At 34.5% G+C, this 16,012-nt stretch carries 18 protein-coding genes and 1 pseudogene; 4 read left to right on the top strand and 15 right to left on the bottom strand.

All coding sequences use genetic code 11. From position 1 onward, the window contains the following. Positions 1-5: 5 nt before the first annotated feature. Both H4V97_RS04020 and H4V97_RS04015 read right to left on the bottom strand, forming a co-directional pair. Positions 6-1,331: a TolC family protein gene (locus H4V97_RS04020; protein ID WP_209549002.1), complete on the bottom strand. Its 1,326-nt coding sequence runs from the start codon at positions 1,329-1,331 to the stop codon at positions 6-8. Further along, a complete protein-coding gene (locus H4V97_RS04015; RefSeq protein WP_209549001.1) occupies positions 1,321-1,953 on the bottom strand; it encodes a TetR/AcrR family transcriptional regulator in 633 nt (210 codons plus the stop codon). The genes H4V97_RS04020 and H4V97_RS04015 overlap by 11 nt, the downstream gene beginning before the upstream one ends. 346 nt (positions 1,954-2,299) lie before the next feature. On the opposite strand from H4V97_RS04015, the gene H4V97_RS04010 reads away from it, so the two are divergent. Next, complete coding sequence (locus H4V97_RS04010; RefSeq protein WP_209549000.1) at positions 2,300-4,321, top strand: M1 family aminopeptidase; 2,022 nt, start codon at positions 2,300-2,302, stop codon at positions 4,319-4,321. A gap of 179 nt (positions 4,322-4,500) precedes the next feature. Here H4V97_RS04010 and H4V97_RS04005 read toward each other — a convergent pair whose 3' ends face one another. Continuing rightward, positions 4,501-4,644, bottom strand: coding sequence for a hypothetical protein (locus H4V97_RS04005; RefSeq protein ID WP_209548999.1), 144 nt, complete (start codon positions 4,642-4,644; stop codon positions 4,501-4,503). 79 nt (positions 4,645-4,723) lie between these two features. Here H4V97_RS04005 and H4V97_RS04000 point away from each other — a divergent pair, with 79 nt between their 5' ends. Next, positions 4,724-5,275, top strand: coding sequence for a DUF4494 domain-containing protein (locus H4V97_RS04000; RefSeq protein WP_209548998.1), 552 nt, complete (start codon positions 4,724-4,726; stop codon positions 5,273-5,275). Positions 5,276-5,463: 188 nt separating this feature from the next. Here the strand turns inward: H4V97_RS04000 and H4V97_RS03995 are convergent, their stop codons facing one another. Then, positions 5,464-6,318: a DUF4238 domain-containing protein gene (locus H4V97_RS03995; RefSeq protein ID WP_209548997.1), complete on the bottom strand. Its 855-nt coding sequence runs from the start codon at positions 6,316-6,318 to the stop codon at positions 5,464-5,466. A gap of 131 nt (positions 6,319-6,449) precedes the next feature. Next, a pseudogene (locus H4V97_RS15810) lies at positions 6,450-6,569 on the bottom strand (tryptophan synthase subunit alpha); the annotation flags it as partial. A 62-nt stretch (positions 6,570-6,631) separates the two neighbouring features. Here H4V97_RS15810 and H4V97_RS03990 point away from each other — a divergent pair. Then, positions 6,632-6,859, top strand: coding sequence for a UPF0175 family protein (locus H4V97_RS03990; RefSeq protein WP_209548996.1), 228 nt, complete (start codon positions 6,632-6,634; stop codon positions 6,857-6,859). Further along, positions 6,840-7,310 (top strand): DUF3368 domain-containing protein, encoded by a 471-nt coding sequence (locus tag H4V97_RS03985; RefSeq protein ID WP_245345186.1) that lies wholly within the window; start codon positions 6,840-6,842, stop codon positions 7,308-7,310. The genes H4V97_RS03990 and H4V97_RS03985 overlap by 20 nt, the downstream gene beginning before the upstream one ends. A 95-nt stretch (positions 7,311-7,405) precedes the next feature. Here H4V97_RS03985 and trpA read toward each other — a convergent pair whose 3' ends face one another. The 10 genes from trpA to H4V97_RS03935 form a co-directional block, all read right to left on the bottom strand. Next, positions 7,406-8,170 (bottom strand): tryptophan synthase subunit alpha, encoded by a 765-nt coding sequence (gene trpA / locus H4V97_RS03980; RefSeq protein ID WP_209548995.1) that lies wholly within the window; start codon positions 8,168-8,170, stop codon positions 7,406-7,408. A gap of 125 nt (positions 8,171-8,295) precedes the next feature. Further along, complete coding sequence (locus H4V97_RS03975) at positions 8,296-8,616, bottom strand: gamma-glutamylcyclotransferase family protein (protein WP_209548994.1); 321 nt, start codon at positions 8,614-8,616, stop codon at positions 8,296-8,298. 203 nt (positions 8,617-8,819) lie between these two features. After that, on the bottom strand, positions 8,820-10,001 hold the full coding sequence (gene trpB / locus H4V97_RS03970; RefSeq protein ID WP_209548993.1) for a tryptophan synthase subunit beta: 1,182 nt from the start codon (positions 9,999-10,001) through the stop codon (positions 8,820-8,822). Between the two features lie 19 nt (positions 10,002-10,020). Next, a complete protein-coding gene (locus H4V97_RS03965; protein WP_209548992.1) occupies positions 10,021-10,641 on the bottom strand; it encodes a phosphoribosylanthranilate isomerase in 621 nt (206 codons plus the stop codon). A 39-nt stretch (positions 10,642-10,680) separates the two neighbouring features. After that, entirely contained in the window at positions 10,681-11,295 is a 615-nt protein-coding gene (locus tag H4V97_RS03960; RefSeq protein WP_209548991.1) for a hypothetical protein, read from the bottom strand. A 42-nt stretch (positions 11,296-11,337) separates the two neighbouring features. Further along, on the bottom strand, positions 11,338-12,120 hold the full coding sequence (trpC, locus tag H4V97_RS03955; RefSeq protein WP_209548990.1) for an indole-3-glycerol phosphate synthase TrpC: 783 nt from the start codon (positions 12,118-12,120) through the stop codon (positions 11,338-11,340). A 59-nt stretch (positions 12,121-12,179) separates the two neighbouring features. Beyond that, a complete protein-coding gene (locus H4V97_RS03950) occupies positions 12,180-12,548 on the bottom strand; it encodes a four helix bundle protein (protein ID WP_209548989.1) in 369 nt (122 codons plus the stop codon). Positions 12,549-12,561: 13 nt separating this feature from the next. After that, positions 12,562-13,554, bottom strand: coding sequence for an anthranilate phosphoribosyltransferase (gene trpD, locus H4V97_RS03945; protein ID WP_209548988.1), 993 nt, complete (start codon positions 13,552-13,554; stop codon positions 12,562-12,564). Positions 13,555-13,725: 171 nt separating this feature from the next. Further along, positions 13,726-14,292 carry an anthranilate synthase component II gene (locus tag H4V97_RS03940; RefSeq protein WP_209548987.1) on the bottom strand — a complete coding sequence of 189 codons (567 nt, stop codon included), beginning with the start codon at positions 14,290-14,292 and terminating at the stop codon, positions 13,726-13,728. Between the two features lie 93 nt (positions 14,293-14,385). Beyond that, positions 14,386-15,786: an anthranilate synthase component I family protein gene (locus H4V97_RS03935; protein ID WP_209548986.1), complete on the bottom strand. Its 1,401-nt coding sequence runs from the start codon at positions 15,784-15,786 to the stop codon at positions 14,386-14,388. Positions 15,787-16,012 lie beyond the last annotated feature (226 nt).

Below are 16,012 nucleotides of genomic sequence, written 5' to 3'. Positions count from 1 at the left end.
ATTGATTATATTTTTGAAAGATTGAAAGATTGAGATAATTGTCCGGTAACTGAAAGCAATTCGTAATATTTTTGAATAATATTTGCCTTAGCTAATGCTTTATTAATTTTGGAACCAAGTTGTTCTACGTCAGCTTCGAGTAAATCATTGGTATCCGAAAGACCGTTGTCATACTTGTCTTTTATGATTCTATAATTTTCTGATGATTGTTCCACCGCTTGTGCATAAACAATATTTTGTTTCAGTGCCAAATCGTAGTCTTCGATTGCATTTTGAACTTCCAGTTTGATATAATCAGTAAGTATAGCTTCAGAATTTTGTACTTCAATTGCTTTGCTTTCCGCTATTTTTACCATAGTTCCATTTTTTAGAATGGAGCTTAAATCATAAGAAACTCCCACACCAATATTCATTGCGTTTTGAACAGTTACCACATTTTTTAGGTCTAGTGCGGTATAGCCTCCAATGATTGCAATAGAGGGATAATAGGCGCTTTTTGCTATTTTAATGTTAGCCTGACTTGCTTTTTCTTGAAAACGGACCGCTTCAAGATCTTTACGATTTTGTAGTGCAGGTGCATCGCTCGTGGGAACATTATCCATCTGAAAGTTGGCAAAATCACTTTCTTTAATTTCAAGTTTTGTGTCAGCTGGTAGTTTTAGCAACGTCACTAAATAAAAGTTTACGATATTTAAATTTTTAGTTGCTTCATCAATGGACAACTGAATTTTAGATACTTGCAATTGTGACTTTAGTAAATCATTTCGGGGAATAATTCCGTTTTTTTCTAAATCACTAAAATCAGTTGCGCGCTGTTGTGCGCTTTTTTGATTTTCTTTTAGCAGCTCAACTGTTTTTTGTGCTTTGTATAATTCAGCATAATGATTGACTACTTTCATCGCTATTTCTTCCTTAGTTTGGGAAGCGGTAGCTGTTTCTGCCTGATACATATTTTCGTAAGCTTTTATGCTGTTTTGGATTTTAAATCCTGCAAAAACTGGTACGCTGGCATTTACTTGTCCTAGTATTAATTGATCTACAACAGGAGGAGGAGTTGATGTCGCACTTTTATTGATTTTCAAATCAATGGAAGCTTTTGTCAATCTTTGATACTGTCCCGAAACTTTCAAATCAGGATATTGACTGTTTTTTGTGGATTGTAATTCGTATTTTTTAGTGGCTACTTTAGCATTGGCTAAACTCACTTCATTACTGTTTTTCCAAGCCATATTGATGGCTTCGTCGAGTGTTAAACTCTTTCTTTCTTGTGCTTCTACAGCCGAAATTCCTATAAAGAAAATCCCGAAGAGCATTAATTGACTAACTTTCATATATCAGAAGTGCTTTAATAATTTGTTGGATGTGATTTGTCAAAATAGTTTTTATGTAATTGTTATATAAATCTTCAGTTTTCAAATTTAATAAATTTTCGAAAAAAGGTCTGTTCATGTGAAAATGAAAAAAAGTCCCAAGAATGGTAGGAGTTATAAGTGGAATAATAATGTCTTTCCTAAAAACGCCTTTGGCTTGACCTTCCAGAATAATGGCTTCTAATGAATTCAGATTTCCCTTTTTTAATTCAGAGAAAGCAAGAAGATCACTATCTCTTTTTTTAGCTGTAAATTCAAAGTGGATGATTCTGTAAATTCCTTTGTTACAATTGATTCGATTGATATATAAATCAATTAGTTTGTTTATTTTCTCCAGAGGTTCAAGATTTTCTTTTATAAGATTGTCCAGTTGAGATTTTAAGTCGGAAGTTCTGTATAATATTAAAGCTTCCAGCAAACGTTCTTTGGAACCAAAATAATACGAAACCATCGCAATATTTATCTTGGCTTCTTTGGCAATATTCCTGATGGAAGTCCCATCAAATCCTTTCTCGGCAAATAGCATTTCTGCTACTTCGAGAATTTGAATCTGTTTGTCGTTAAAATCAGTGTCTAATGCCATGGCTTAATAATGTGAAACAAAATTAAACAACTGTTTAATTTAAACGGTTGTTTAATATTTAATTTAACATAATTTTAACAGAAAAATAGTTGTTATGTTTAGATTTGAATACTTTTTAAACTTAAAATCGCAAGGGCGTTTAGTAATGCGCTGTAATTGTCCTTGTAAATTATTTCTGTTAAAAAGGCATAATCCAGTTATTCTGCCAAAAGGCAAGATTACTTCTATACTTCGTAATTTCAAATAGTTATTAAAATATTGAAATAAATACTTATTTCTCATTTTATTGCTAAAAAAATAAGAAGTATGTTGTTATTTTGTTAGTTTTGAGATAAAAATATAAATTATGATGAAAAATACTTTTAAAAATACAATGCTATTGCTTTTTGGTTTTATGCTTGCCACTACTACATTGTTGGGTCAAACTACGGGGACTAGTGGATCCGGTGCGAATATTGATGTAAAGCGCCATACTATTTACTGGCGGGTTAATCCTGATTCAACCAAGTATATTCGAGGGACGGTTACCACAAAATTCCTCACCAAGGTGGCCAATGTAAGTACAATTACTTTCGATTTGAACAAAACCTCTTTTAACAATACGGGTTTAGTTGTTAATTACCATGGTGTTTCGGTGGCTAAATCTTTTCCAACATCTGGAAATCAAAATTTGCTAACCATTGTTTTACCAAGTCCTTTAGCCATTAATGTATTGGACTCAGTAAGTATATCCTATAAGGGCGTTCCGCCCGCAGAAAGTGGGCAGGCTTTGGGCTACCAAAAAGCTACTTATAGAGGGAAAAGTTATATTTATACTTTGTCAGAATCTTATGAAGATCGGGATTGGTGGCCTTGTAAAGCTGATATGCAAGATAAAATTGAAGGAATGGATATTACCGTAAGTATGCCTTCGACCTATAAAGTAGCAACCCAAGGCAAGCTTTTGAAAACTGTGGTAAGTGGGGAAAACACTTTATATACCTACAGACATTCATATCCTATTGCTTCCTATCTGGTAAGTATATGCGTGGCAAAGTTTAACGAATTCAATCGTCCGGCCATAGTCGTTGGTGATACTAATGTTCCAGTTACCTATCAATTGTTTCCCCGCTCGTCTTATACTTCGATTCTAGCTGCTTTGGATTTTTCTAAACTCGAAGTACAACTTTTTAGCAGCAAGTTTGGGGATTATCCTTTTAAGAATGAAAAATATGGTATTTATGAATTTGGCTTTCCTGGTGGAATGGAACATCAGACCAATATTGGACTTGATGCAGGTAGTCTAACCAGTTGGTCCGTTATAGCGCATGAAACGGCCCACCAATGGTTTGGCGATGGAGTTACTTGCAAAACCTGGAATCATCTCTGGCTCAATGAAGGATTTGCGACCTATATGGAAGTGTTGGCGGCTGAGCAAATTCCCTCTTTAGGGAAATCAGCTTTTGCACGTATCTCCTCTATAAAAACCTCTGCTCGTAGTTGTACCGTTCCAGTTTATATTACCGATGCAAGTAATTCCAACACTGTTTGGACAGGACCCAATACAACGGCTGTCTATGACAAGGGTGGTATGATTGTGTCTATGTTGCGAACATTGGCCGGTGATACCAAGTTCTTTGAAGCTACCAAAAATTATGTCGCTGCGCTTTCCTATGCCTCTGCTGATACCGATAACCTGAGACAGCATTTCCAAACGGCCTTGGCTGGAGCTGATTTGTCTGGCTTTTTTGCGGATTGGGTAAATGGAGTAGGGACGCCATCTTATAATGTAGAATGGAATAATGTTGGTACTAAGGTTACTTTGAAGTTGACACAGACCAGAAGTAGCAATTCTAATGTTACTTATTTTAGAATGCCTGTGGTGATCAAAGTAAAAGATGCAGCAGGTACTGCTCAAAATATTGTTTTATATGATAATGGAGGTGATCTTTCGATTGCCGATAATGGAACTATTAATGCAGGAACAGGATCCAATAAAATCACAATTACTTTGCCTTTTGTACCCACTACTGTACAATTTGACCCTGACAATGTGACGATAGCGACAGGAACTGTTGAATTCAATGGAGCTTTGGCGAAAATAAGTACTCAGAAAGCAGCCATTAAGGTTGGAAGTATAAATGATTTTAAAACCTTGATTTATCCCAATCCAAGTACTAGTGCATTTACTCTCAATGTAAATTCACCGGATCAAAATAGTGCTGTTACTATGGATGTCGTAGATGTATTAGGTAGAATAATCGAACACAGTGAAAATGTGACTTTAGGTCAAAATGTTTCCTTTGGAGGTAACTTGTCGGCGGGAGTCTATATTGTGCATTTGATTCAAGGCGCAGAACAACGCTCCTCTAAGATAGTTAAGCAGTAAGTTAATTTTTATTAGATTAAAAAGAGGCAGTTTCCAATTTGGCGGTTGCCTCTTTTTTGTTTCTAAAATAACACTTGTAGTACATTTGTAATCCTTGGTTGGAAGGTCGAAAACAAACCTTTTTAACTACAATCATAACCATGATCTTTGATATCTGTGAAGTTGCAGAATAATTTGTTTCAGAATTCCTCAATCTTTGCCGTTTCATTTTCTGTCAAATCCGGTATAAAGGTTTTTCCACCAATCGCTTCTTTGAGAAAGTAGGCCACCTGATTGAGCAGTGCCACATTGATGATTCCCAAACCAAAGGATTCGCTATCCAAAATTGTGAATATCTATTTTATGAATTGTGTTATTTTTTTTCTTTAAAATCTATCTTTGACATCCTTAAAAAAAAAACAGATGAGCACAATTTGGTACGAATGCAAAGTAAAATATAGAAAAACAGATGAAACTGGCGGACAAAAGATAACAACCGAACCTTATTTGGTTGACGCTATGTCTTATACAGAAGCCGAAAGCAGAATTACCGAAGAGATGTCGGCTTATATTAGTGAAGAATTTAAAATCACGAATATAAAAATGGCGAATTATGCCGAGATTCATCCTTTTGAAAATGCGGATCGTTGGTTTAAGTCGAAAGTTTCTTTGTTGGCTTATGATGAAGAAAGCGGTAAAGAGCGCAAAACGAGCATGTATTTATTGGTGCAAGCCAATGATGTAAAAGAAGCTTTTGACAATACCACAGGCGTGATGAAAGGCACGATGGGCGACTATACCATTCCCGCTATTATGGAATCTCCTATTATGGATGTTTTTCCTTATTTTTCTGGTGAAGAAGGAGAACTGGAACAAATAGAAAAGTTTAATGCGCTCAAAGCCTCTAAACCGGAAGTCGCAGTAGAGATTGTGGATCACATGGAATTTGCTGCTGAAGAAGAAACGGTTTCCTAAGCATTATAATTAAAAAAAATTACCACAAATTCGCAAATTAAAGATTCCATTTAGGACTTTTTAATTTGCGAATTTGCGGTTTATAATTTAAAAATTAGTTTTTGAATTGCTTTTTTTATGTTGACGGGTACAAGCGAGACGTTTGAACTAGTGCGGGGAACTGTTGTATACTCGATTGGTAGCAGTATCTATTTTCTTAATTCAGTTTCTTCAGTTTCATTACAAAAAATTAAATATTCATAAAAGTTTCGAGCATTGTCAAGACTTATTTTGTTGAACTCATCAAAAGAAAGGATGTTTACTTTGTCAATGCGTAATTTTCTTAATGGATTGGCATGTAATTCTGATTCTGGATGATACATAAATAAGCAAAAATCTTTTGATAACGGTAAGTATATTTCTGCTTCAAGAGGAATAATCCATGGATTAATCCCAAGTCGCTCTACCCGTACAGGATTGTCTGTCGTAAGCCATCCAAGATTTTTATAATCTCGCATGATTACTTTTTTAAAGTGTCTAAAAACATGTACTAAATGATTCATCACTGTGCCAATAACAAGATTTAAATGATGATTTTTTTCAAAATGGTTTAAAATAAATTTATTAGCTTCAGTGTCATCTGAATAAATTGTAACTTCATCAATAAGGAAATTTCTTGATTCAGAATCGTTTAAACATTCACTAATGAAATTTCTGAAAGGTTGCGTTCTGCATAATAAATTTGCAACAAAGTGATTTAATACGTCTTTGTCTTTTGGAGTTAGTCTTTTCTGATTATGAAGATTTGAAATTACTGTTCTATAAAAATTTTCTACTTGTCCACTTAAATTTTCAAAGTGTCTTTTAATTTCAAAATCATCTATCGGCAAATCGAAAATATTTGTTTCAGCAGTAAAATCCTTGATTAGAACATTACCAGTTATTCCTGTTTCCACTTTTAGAACTGAAAGCCAATGTTTATCTTCTTTAATATGTCCGAATTGCTTTAGATATACTTGAGAAATTCTATGTTGTTTTTGATTTATAGGTTGATTTTCTTCCACAATAAAATAATTTATACAAATCTATAAATTATTTTTATCAAAGTAGAAAATGAATTTAATTTCATATACTGCATAAAAAAACGGTGTTTAAATGAACTTTAAACGCCGTTTGCTTTTATATAAAAAAGGATTTATCGAATTGCTTTTACAAAGTCTGCAATTTTTCCTGTTCCATTCTCTGTTAAATCCTGAATGAAGGCACTTCCTATAATGGCGCCTTTGGCGAATTGTGTGACTTGATTAAACGATTTACTTTAAAGAGACAAACAGAATGTAAAATTATGAGTGTCAATATTTTTTGTACATTTGGTATATGAAAACAATAACTCTTACCATACCAGACAATTTAGATATAGACAACAAAGAGCTTGTAATGCTTCTTGCATCTAAATTATATGAACAGGGGAAACTATCTTTGGGGCAAGCCGCCGAGCTAGCGGGATTAACGAAACGTACATTTGCAGAATTGCTAAATCGTTACAATGTTTCGATATTTAATTTTCCTTCAAATGATTTAACTAATGATGTCGCAAACGCATAAAATAATTATTTCAGATACCAGTTGTTTTATCATCTTATCAAAAATTGGCGAACTTGATTTACTAAAAAAAGTTTACGGTCAAATTATAACGACATCAGTTATTGCAGAAGAATTTGGAGAATTGCTTCCAGACTGGATTGTTATAAAAAATGTCACAGATAAATACAGACAGCAAATACTCGAAATGCAAATTGACAAAGGAGAGTCGAGCGCAATTGCATTGGCTCTGGAAGTTTCAAATAGTGTTTTAATTCTTGATGATTTCAAAGCAAGAAAAATAGCTAGCCATCTAGGATTGATTTTTACTGGAACTATCGGAGTTATTATTAGAGCAAAACTGAATGGTGTTATTCCGTCGATCAAGCCCTATATTGAAAAAATTAAAGAAACAAACTTTAGAATTACAGCAGAAATTGAACTTCAGGCACTAAAAGAAGCTAAGGAAATTTAAGGAAGACTATATAGTAAAATAAAAATAAAGAATCCCTCTCACATTCCTCTAAAAAGAATGTCGAAAGGGATTTTTTTATAACCTAAACCGTGTTTTTATTCCCTAATCCCGCCAACAAACTCCCCAATTTTTCCTGTTCCATTTTTGGTTAAATCTTGAATAAAAGCACTTCCTATAATCGCTCCTTTAGCGAATTGTGTGGCTTGGTCAAAGGTTTCTTTGTTGTTGATTCCAAAGCCAATTACCTGTGGGTTTTTTAAATGCATGTCGGCAATGCGTTTGAAATAGTCTTCTTGTACGCTTCCAAAACCAGTTTGTGAACCGGTAACACTCGCAGAGCTCACCATATAAATAAATCCATCAGAGACGGAATCAATAAACTGAATGCGTTCTACGGAGGTTTGTGGCGTAATCAAGAAAATATTTTTCAAGCCGTATTTTTCGAATGTTTCTTTGTATTCATCAGCATAAACATCAACCGGAAGATCTGGAATGATTAATCCATCAATACCAATCTCCGCGCATTTCTTGCAGAAATTTTCCACTCCGTATTGCAACATTGGATTGAAATATCCCATAATTACTAGCGGAATTGAAACTGTTTTCCGAATGTCCTTTAATTGGTCAAACAAAACTTGCGTTGTCATTCCGTTATGTAGGGCTTGGGTTGAACTGGCTTGAATGGTTGGTCCATCAGCCAATGGATCGCTAAACGGCAATCCGATTTCGATCATATCAACGCCGTTTTTTTCTAAATCCTGAATGATTTGTACGGTGTCATTTAAGTTGGGATATCCCGCTGAGAAATAGATAGAAAGTATCTTTTTAGTCTCTTGTAATTTTTGATTTATTCGATTCATTTTAGTTTTTTTATTTCCCTATTCAGAACTCTTCTCCTAATTTTATCGAGAGGTTAGGGGGTATTTTATAATTTTTAGTAGCTTCTGTAAGTTTTAATTCTTACAGGTTTATTTAATGTAACAACTTATATTGAAGCGCTGTAAGCCCAAGCTTTTTGTTCCGATTGCAAATGAACCTCAACACGTTTATAATGTACTCCTTCGTAAAGATCACACTGGCGAAGTTCTTGGGACGAAATGGTGTACACAATTCCGTTTATAGTGTCTTCGGGTTTATGCGTTTCCACGATGATGGGATATTGAACTAATCCAAATTCTTCTTCGATTTGAATTTGTTTTACCACATAACCAATTAACGTTTCAGGCGTTCCTTGTAGTGAGCGCCCAAAAAGGTCTTGTTGTACTTCATCATGTTGCAGACTGCCGTAAGTGAATAATTTTTCCATAGTTTCTATTTTAAAAATGTCAATCTGAATTCATTTAATGTTGTTGGGTTTGCGTTAAGGATTACAGTGAAAATCCTTTTTTATCTTGTTTTTTTAACAAGATAAAAAAGATTGTAACGGAAAGCCTGACCTTGCTGTAACGCTAGTGAAAGCAAGGGAACGCCCCGAAAATATCCCGACACTTCGGGACGAGATAAACCCAGCTATAATTTAAAATAATCGATGTAAGTATTCAAATCTTTGTCGCCACGACCGGAAAGATTGATTACTACAATATCCTCTGGTTTGAATTTCATTTCGTCGAGAACGGCAAAGGCATGCGCACTTTCGATGGCGGGAATAAGACCTTCCATTTGGGATAATTTGATTCCCCATTGCATGGCTTGCTCATCAGTTATCGAGATGAATTGTGCTCTGCCAGTGGTGAATAAATTAGCATGCATAGGACCTACACCTGGGTAATCAAGTCCTGCTGAAATGGAGTACGGTTCGGTGATTTGGCCATCCGTAGTTTGCATTAACAGCGTTTTACTGCCGTGAATGACACCCACTTTTCCTAAAGCTGATGTAGCGGCACTCTCGCCAGAATCAACACCTAAACCGGCTGCTTCTACTGCAATAATTTTCACGTCTTCGTTGTCTAGAAAATGATAATAAGTTCCTGCGGCATTGCTTCCGCCTCCTACGCAAGCGATGACATAATCCGGATTTTCTCGTCCTTCTTTTTCCAGTAATTGTTCTTTGATCTCCTTAGAAATTACACTTTGAAAACGGGCCACCATATCCGGATAAGGATGTGGTCCTACCACAGATCCAATAATGTAATAGGTATCAACTGGGTTGTTAATCCAATCGCGAATGGCTTCATTTGTGGCGTCTTTTAAGGTTTTTGAACCGGAAAGTGCGGGACGAACTTCGGCACCTAACATTTTCATTCGAGCCACATTTGGCGCTTGACGCTTGATGTCGATTTCACCCATGTACACAATACATTCCAATCCCATTAGCGCACAAACGGTGGCCGTTGCCACGCCATGTTGACCGGCACCGGTTTCGGCGATGATTCTGGTTTTGCCCAAACGTTTTGCCAAAAGGATTTGTCCAATAGTATTGTTGACTTTATGCGCACCGGTATGACACAAATCTTCTCTTTTTAAGTAGATTTTGGTGTTGTATTGTTCTGATAAGCGCTTTGCAAAATAAAGTGGAGTAGGGCGACCTACATAATCTTTTAAAAGTGCCTCAAATTCTTCTTGAAACTCAGGTTCAGCTGTAATTTTCAGATATTGCTGACGTAATTCTTCTACATTTGGATATAACATTTCAGGAATGTAGGCTCCTCCAAATTCTCCGTAATAGCCTTTTTCGTTGACGTTGTATGACATGATTTTTATTTTTTATTTTTTACAGGGATAGGTCGCGACCTGTCCGTACAAGGTTTATGTTTTTTAATCCGGGTTCTATTTCAAATTTACTGTTTACATCAATGGCGTAAAGGGGTAAATTGCTTTTTGATATTTCTTTAACTGCTTCCAATTCCTCAATTCCAATTCCACCACTTAAAAAGAATGGTTTGCTTGAAGGGTACTTTTCTAATACTTTCCAGTCGAACGTAGTTCCGTTTCCGCCGGGTAATTTTCCTTTGGTATCAAAAAGGAAATAGTCACAAACCGCTTCAAATGGTTTCAATACTTCAAAATCAAAATCATCATCGACCGAAAAAACTTTAATTATCTCGATTTTAGAATCTAATTCATTTTTTAAATTTAAACAAAATTCAACGGATTCGTGACCGTGTAATTGAATAGCTTGCAAATCATATTTTATGACTTTCGCCAAAATTACTTCGGCAGTTTCGTTTACAAAAACGCCCACTTTTTTAATTGATTTTGGTAAATCTGGAATCACTCCGTCAAAATATCGAGCTGATTTCTTCCAGAATATAAAACCCATATAATCGGGTACGAGCGAGCCTACTTCGAGAATATTATCGGGATATTTCATGCCGCAGATTTTGAGTTTCATCTTTTGAATTTTAGTATATGCATTTCTCAATAATGTTGCTTATTTCCTTTTTTTATTATTATTAATTCTGCAAATGGAAATACCACTAAAATAGTAGTATTTACCCCTTGGTAATTGTTTAATCGCTTTGGAAAAACTTTCTTTTTGGCTGATAAATCTATCCAATGTAGTTATAATATTTTGGGCTTGTTTTCTTATCTCATTAGTTTCTCTATTATCTTTTAAAATTGGATATATTTCACTGAAATAATATTCACGGTCATTTTTTTTAGTTTTAATTTTAAAGGATGTGCTTGAACCATCAAGAAAACCAATATTATTGCAATCTGTATCATCTTTACAATTTTTAATTGTTTCAATTCCGTCTTTTTCTAATTGGTACATTAAATTTTTAACTAGGTCTTCACTTAATGTATCAATAATAGATTTTTTTTTGGTTTCTATTTTCCAAAGCTTTCTCCAAGTTCTATTTAACCAATTAATATCCCAATTGCCCTTATCTAATTCCGTATTTATACTTCCTTTAAATTGGCCATTATCATTTTCTATAAGTTCAATTGATTGGGGTAAATCACCATAATTAATTTTGTAATACCTAATTTGTGAAAATGAGGTAAAACTTATAAAAAAGAGAAATAAAAATAATTTTTGCATTCTATTATTGTGTTCATTAATTAACCTGTAAATAGCTTAATTTCATACTAATTTTGAAATAAATTCGCTTGCTGCTTTACCGGCATTATCCGTTTTCATAAAGTTTTCTCCAATCAAAAATCCTTTGTAACCGCAAGGTTTTAATTCATTAATTGCTTCAATAGATGAAATTCCGCTTTCGGATACTTTTACGAAATCATTTGGGATTTGTGCTGCTAATTGCTTGCTGAAATCCAAACTCACTTCGAAAGTTTTTAGGTTTCTGTTATTTACCCCAATCATGTCTAATGTTGGCATAATCGATTTTTCCAATTCTTCCTGATTGTGGACTTCCAATAAAACTTCTAGTCCAAGACTTTTAGCAAATTCAGATAAGGTTTTGATTTCGTCTCTCGTTAAAACGGCTGCTATTAGTAGAATCAAATCGGCTCCGTGTGCTTTGGCTTCCAGTATTTGGTATTCATCAACAATAAATTCTTTTCGCAATAAAGGAATACTTACTGTGGCTCTTGCCAAAAGTAAATCGTCCAAGGAACCACCGAAATATTTTCCATCCGTTAAAACTGAAATTCCGCAAGCGCCCGCATCTTCATAGCCTTTTGTTACTTCTTCAACCGTAAAACTATAATTTATTTCCGCTTTAGAAGGCGAACGGCGTTTATGCTCGGCAATTATTCCAGAGGTACTGTTTAACAAATTATCACGCAACGAAATCGTCTTTTTTTCGAAGAAAATCGACGCTTCCAATTGTGAAACAGGAATGATTGATTTCTTGAGAATGACTTCTCTTTTTTTATCGACTATTATTTTATCTAGGATGTTCATTTATTTTAATTTAAAGATTGAAAAATTTAAAGATTGAAAAATTCCAATCTGAATAAATATTAGTCTTTGATTTTAGTGATTAAATATTTAATAAAATTGGATAAATTTTGAGATATTTCTATACTTATTTTATAGCCTTCTTCAATTTCTGTTTGAGAACAAAAGCCTAGTTCTCGAGATAAAATTAGCATACTTCTAACTTCTGCACAACTTCCTTTTGAGATTTTCAAATATCTAATGAGTTGTTTGTTATTATTATATTCAGAGCCTTCTGCTATATTGTTTGTAATTGAAATGACAGCTCTTTTTATCTGATCTTTGAAACCAAATTCTTTTTCAAATGTTTTACTATTTAATAATTCAAAAACTAATTTTGCTAATACGATCCCTTTATTATAAACATCAAACTCTTCAAACGATTTTGTCATAATTTTTAAATCTTTAAATACTTAAATCTTTCAATTTGTTCAAAGATAAAAGTCCTTTTCCGGATAATAAACTTTCTTTCGCTATTTGAAATCCTTCTAAAGGAGTGCATTTTGTGACCGTTGCGATTGCCATTCCAGCATTGGCAGAAACGACATTATTTTGTGCTTCGGTTCCTTTACCTGAAATGATATCAGTAAATAGTTGCGCCGATTCATCAATCGTTGTTCCACCTTCAATTTCGCTTTGCAGCAAAAGGCGAACTCCAAAATCTTTTGGATTTAACATTCCTTCCATGCTACTTGTAATAATCTTCGTCGGACCTGTCAATGAAACTTCATCATAACCGTCAAGCGAATGCAGAATAGTAAAATTCACATCGGTATTTTGGTATAAATACGCGTACATTCTGGCTAATTCCAAGTTGAAAACTCCCACTAATTGGTTCTTTGGAAACGATGGATTTACCATCGGACCCAACATATTGAAGAAGGTTTTAACCGCCAGTTCTTTTCTAATTGGACCTACATTTTTCATAGCGGGGTGAAATAGCGGAGCGTGTAATATCGCAATTCCTGCCTTGTCCATACATTTTTCCAAGAAATCGTTGTCATTGCTGAACTTAATTCCCAGTTTTTCCATCACATTACTGGACCCAGAAATTGATGAAACACCATAATTCCCATGCTTTGCGACTTTTATCCCAGCACCGGCAGCCACAAAAGAGGCTAAAGTAGAGATGTTAAAAGTATCTTTTCCATCGCCGCCAGTTCCACACAAATCGATCGTATTATAAGCGGATAAATCTACTCGAATACACAAGTCCAACAAGGCTTCGCGGAATCCGGAAAGTTCATCGATACTAACGCTGCGCATCATATAAACGGTAAGAAATGAAGCAATCTGACTGGTGTTGTAACTTCCATTGGAAATATTTACCAATACATTTTTTGCTTCTTCTTTCGAAAGCATTTCGTGATTGATAAGTCTGTTTAATATGTTTTTCATTTTGTTGTTATTTGCCTCGAAGGCGCTAAGACACAAAGTTTTTTTATTGTTGGATACTTTGATTGTTTTACCGAAATGGTTTTTACACACAAAGAATTACACATTGGCAATGCTTAAAATATAATTTTTGCTGCCTGATTACTACTGAACGCTGAGACTGAACACTGCAAACTATGAGTTCACCCAGTTTTCCAATATCTTTTTCCCGTTAGGTGTCAATACACTTTCCGGATGAAATTGAACGCCACGCACATCGAATGTTTTGTGTCGCAAGGACATTACTTGTCCATTTTCATCGAATGAAGTGGCTTCGAGAACATCAGGTAAATCGGCATCTACAACCCATGAATGATAACGTCCCACTTCAAATTCGTTTCCTAGACCTTCGAATAAAAGTTCATCAACGACTACCGTTTTTACCATTGTTGCTACACCATGATATACTTTGTCAAGATTTGAAAGTGTTCCTCCAAAAACTTCTCCTATCGCTTGTTGACCCAAACACACTCCAAAAATACTTTTGGTAGGCGCATATTTCCGAATCACTTCTTTTAACAATCCCGCTTCATCAGGAATTCCGGGACCTGGAGAAAGTAGTATTTTATCGAAGATTGCTATCTCGTCAATATCAAATTCATCGTTTCTATAAACGGTGACTTCACAATTCAAATCTTCCAGATAATGCACTAAATTATAAGTGAAACTATCGTAATTATCTATAACTAGTATTTTTTTCATTTTTTTTATTGAAAAATTGAAAGATTTAAAGATTGAAAAATTCTAGTGTTTCAGCAATCTTTAAATTCTTAAATTATTGAATCTTTAAATTATTTATATCGTTTCGGCTAAATCCAAAGCAGTATTCAAAGCGCGCAATTTATTATAAACTTCCTGCATTTCGCTTTCTTCATCAGAGCTGGCAACAATTCCTGCACCGGCTTGTGAGTGCAATTGATGGTTTTTGCTCAAGAAAGTCCGAATCATAATTGCATGATTAAAGTTTCCTTGGAAATCCATAAAACCAATTGCGCCGCCATAAAAATTACGGTTTGTTTTCTCGTAATCTTCAATCAATTGCATCGCTCGGTGTTTTGGCGCTCCGCTCAATGTTCCTGCGGGGAATGTATCGGCGACGACTTGCATAGTTGTGGCATTTTCATGCAAATGGCCTGTTACTTTGGAAACCAAATGAATCACATGTGAGAAAAACTGAACTTCTCTATATTTTTCTACGTTTACATTATGACCGTTTCTGCTGAGATCATTTCTGGCCAAATCAACTAGCATCACATGTTCGCTGTTTTCTTTTTTATCTTCCGATAACTGTTTCGCTAGAATGGCGTCTTTTTCGTCATCACCTGTTCGTTTAAAAGTACCTGCGATAGGATGAATTTCGGCTTTACGGTCTTTTACAATTATTTGGGCTTCGGGTGATGAACCAAATATTTTGAAATCGCCATAATCAAAAAAGAACAAATAAGGAGAAGGATTAATGCTTCGTAACGCTCTGTAAACATTAAACTCATCGCCTTTGAAACCTTGGGTAAATCTTCGGGATAAAACTAATTGAAAGACATCACCACGGAAACAATGTTTTTTGGCCAAAGCCACATTATGCTTGAATTCTTCGTCGGTTAAATTTGAAAACCCTTCTCCTTCTTTTGAGAATTTATAGGACGCAATATTTCGGGATTGCAATAATTGCTCAATTTCCGAAATATTATTTTTACCGTCTAAACTGTGACAGAAAATATACGCTTCATTTTTAAAATGATTGATAGCTATTATATTTTGGTACACCGCATAATACACATCAGGAATAGAAATGCTGTTGTCTTTTTTGGCAATAGTTACTTTCTCAAAATAGCGAACAGCATCATAGGAAATATATCCAAATAAACCATTATTTATAAATTTAAAACCGTTTTTCTCCGATTGGAATTGTCCTGAAAATTCTTGAATTACTTCCGGGATGTTGGTGTTTTTATCTATTGTACTATTTTCAAAACTTCCATCAGGATAGGTTTTGTAAATGGTTTCATTTTCTATTTTTATGGATGCTATCGGGTTGCAACAGATATAGGAAAAACTATTGTCACTGCCATGATAATCACTACTTTCCAGCAACAAACTATTAGGGAATTTATCTCTAATTTTAAAATAAACACTTACCGGAGTTATGGTATCTGCGAGTATTTGCTTGTAATTTGTATTTAGTTTAAAATGTTTCAAGTTGTAAATTTTATTATTATTTGATAATGAATAAATAAGGTATAAAAAAAGGCTTGTCGTGATGACAAGCCTTTTATTTTTATAGTTTACTAATACTATACAGGAGCTTTGTTCACGACGACTGACGTAAATTGTTCCACCACCAAGTATTGTTTAGAATTGTTTTCATTTTTATTTCTTGATTACAAATATATAAATGTATTTTGATTTTACAAAACTAAAAAAA

The organism is Flavobacterium sp. CG_23.5, assembly GCF_017875765.1.
Taxonomy (GTDB): domain Bacteria; phylum Bacteroidota; class Bacteroidia; order Flavobacteriales; family Flavobacteriaceae; genus Flavobacterium.
This window is presented reverse-complemented; position numbering and strand designations above follow the sequence as displayed.

Coding starts and splice junctions, on each gene's coding strand:
- H4V97_RS03975 (WP_209548994.1), bottom strand. CDS start 8,616: ATGGAAAAATTATTCACTTACGGCAGTCTGCAACATGATGAAGTACAA.
- H4V97_RS04020 (WP_209549002.1), bottom strand. CDS start 1,331: ATGAAAGTTAGTCAATTAATGCTCTTCGGGATTTTCTTTATAGGAATT.
- trpB (WP_209548993.1), bottom strand. CDS start 10,001: ATGTCATACAACGTCAACGAAAAAGGCTATTACGGAGAATTTGGAGGA.
- H4V97_RS03950 (WP_209548989.1), bottom strand. CDS start 12,548: ATGACAAAATCGTTTGAAGAGTTTGATGTTTATAATAAAGGGATCGTA.
- H4V97_RS04000 (WP_209548998.1), top strand. CDS start 4,724: ATGAGCACAATTTGGTACGAATGCAAAGTAAAATATAGAAAAACAGAT.
- H4V97_RS03990 (WP_209548996.1), top strand. CDS start 6,632: ATGAAAACAATAACTCTTACCATACCAGACAATTTAGATATAGACAAC.
- trpC (WP_209548990.1), bottom strand. CDS start 12,120: ATGAACATCCTAGATAAAATAATAGTCGATAAAAAAAGAGAAGTCATT.
- trpD (WP_209548988.1), bottom strand. CDS start 13,554: ATGAAAAACATATTAAACAGACTTATCAATCACGAAATGCTTTCGAAA.
- H4V97_RS03960 (WP_209548991.1), bottom strand. CDS start 11,295: ATGCAAAAATTATTTTTATTTCTCTTTTTTATAAGTTTTACCTCATTT.
- H4V97_RS03985 (WP_245345186.1), top strand. CDS start 6,840: ATGATGTCGCAAACGCATAAAATAATTATTTCAGATACCAGTTGTTTT.
- H4V97_RS03940 (WP_209548987.1), bottom strand. CDS start 14,292: ATGAAAAAAATACTAGTTATAGATAATTACGATAGTTTCACTTATAAT.
- trpA (WP_209548995.1), bottom strand. CDS start 8,170: ATGAATCGAATAAATCAAAAATTACAAGAGACTAAAAAGATACTTTCT.
- H4V97_RS04010 (WP_209549000.1), top strand. CDS start 2,300: ATGATGAAAAATACTTTTAAAAATACAATGCTATTGCTTTTTGGTTTT.
- H4V97_RS04015 (WP_209549001.1), bottom strand. CDS start 1,953: ATGGCATTAGACACTGATTTTAACGACAAACAGATTCAAATTCTCGAA.
- H4V97_RS03965 (WP_209548992.1), bottom strand. CDS start 10,641: ATGAAACTCAAAATCTGCGGCATGAAATATCCCGATAATATTCTCGAA.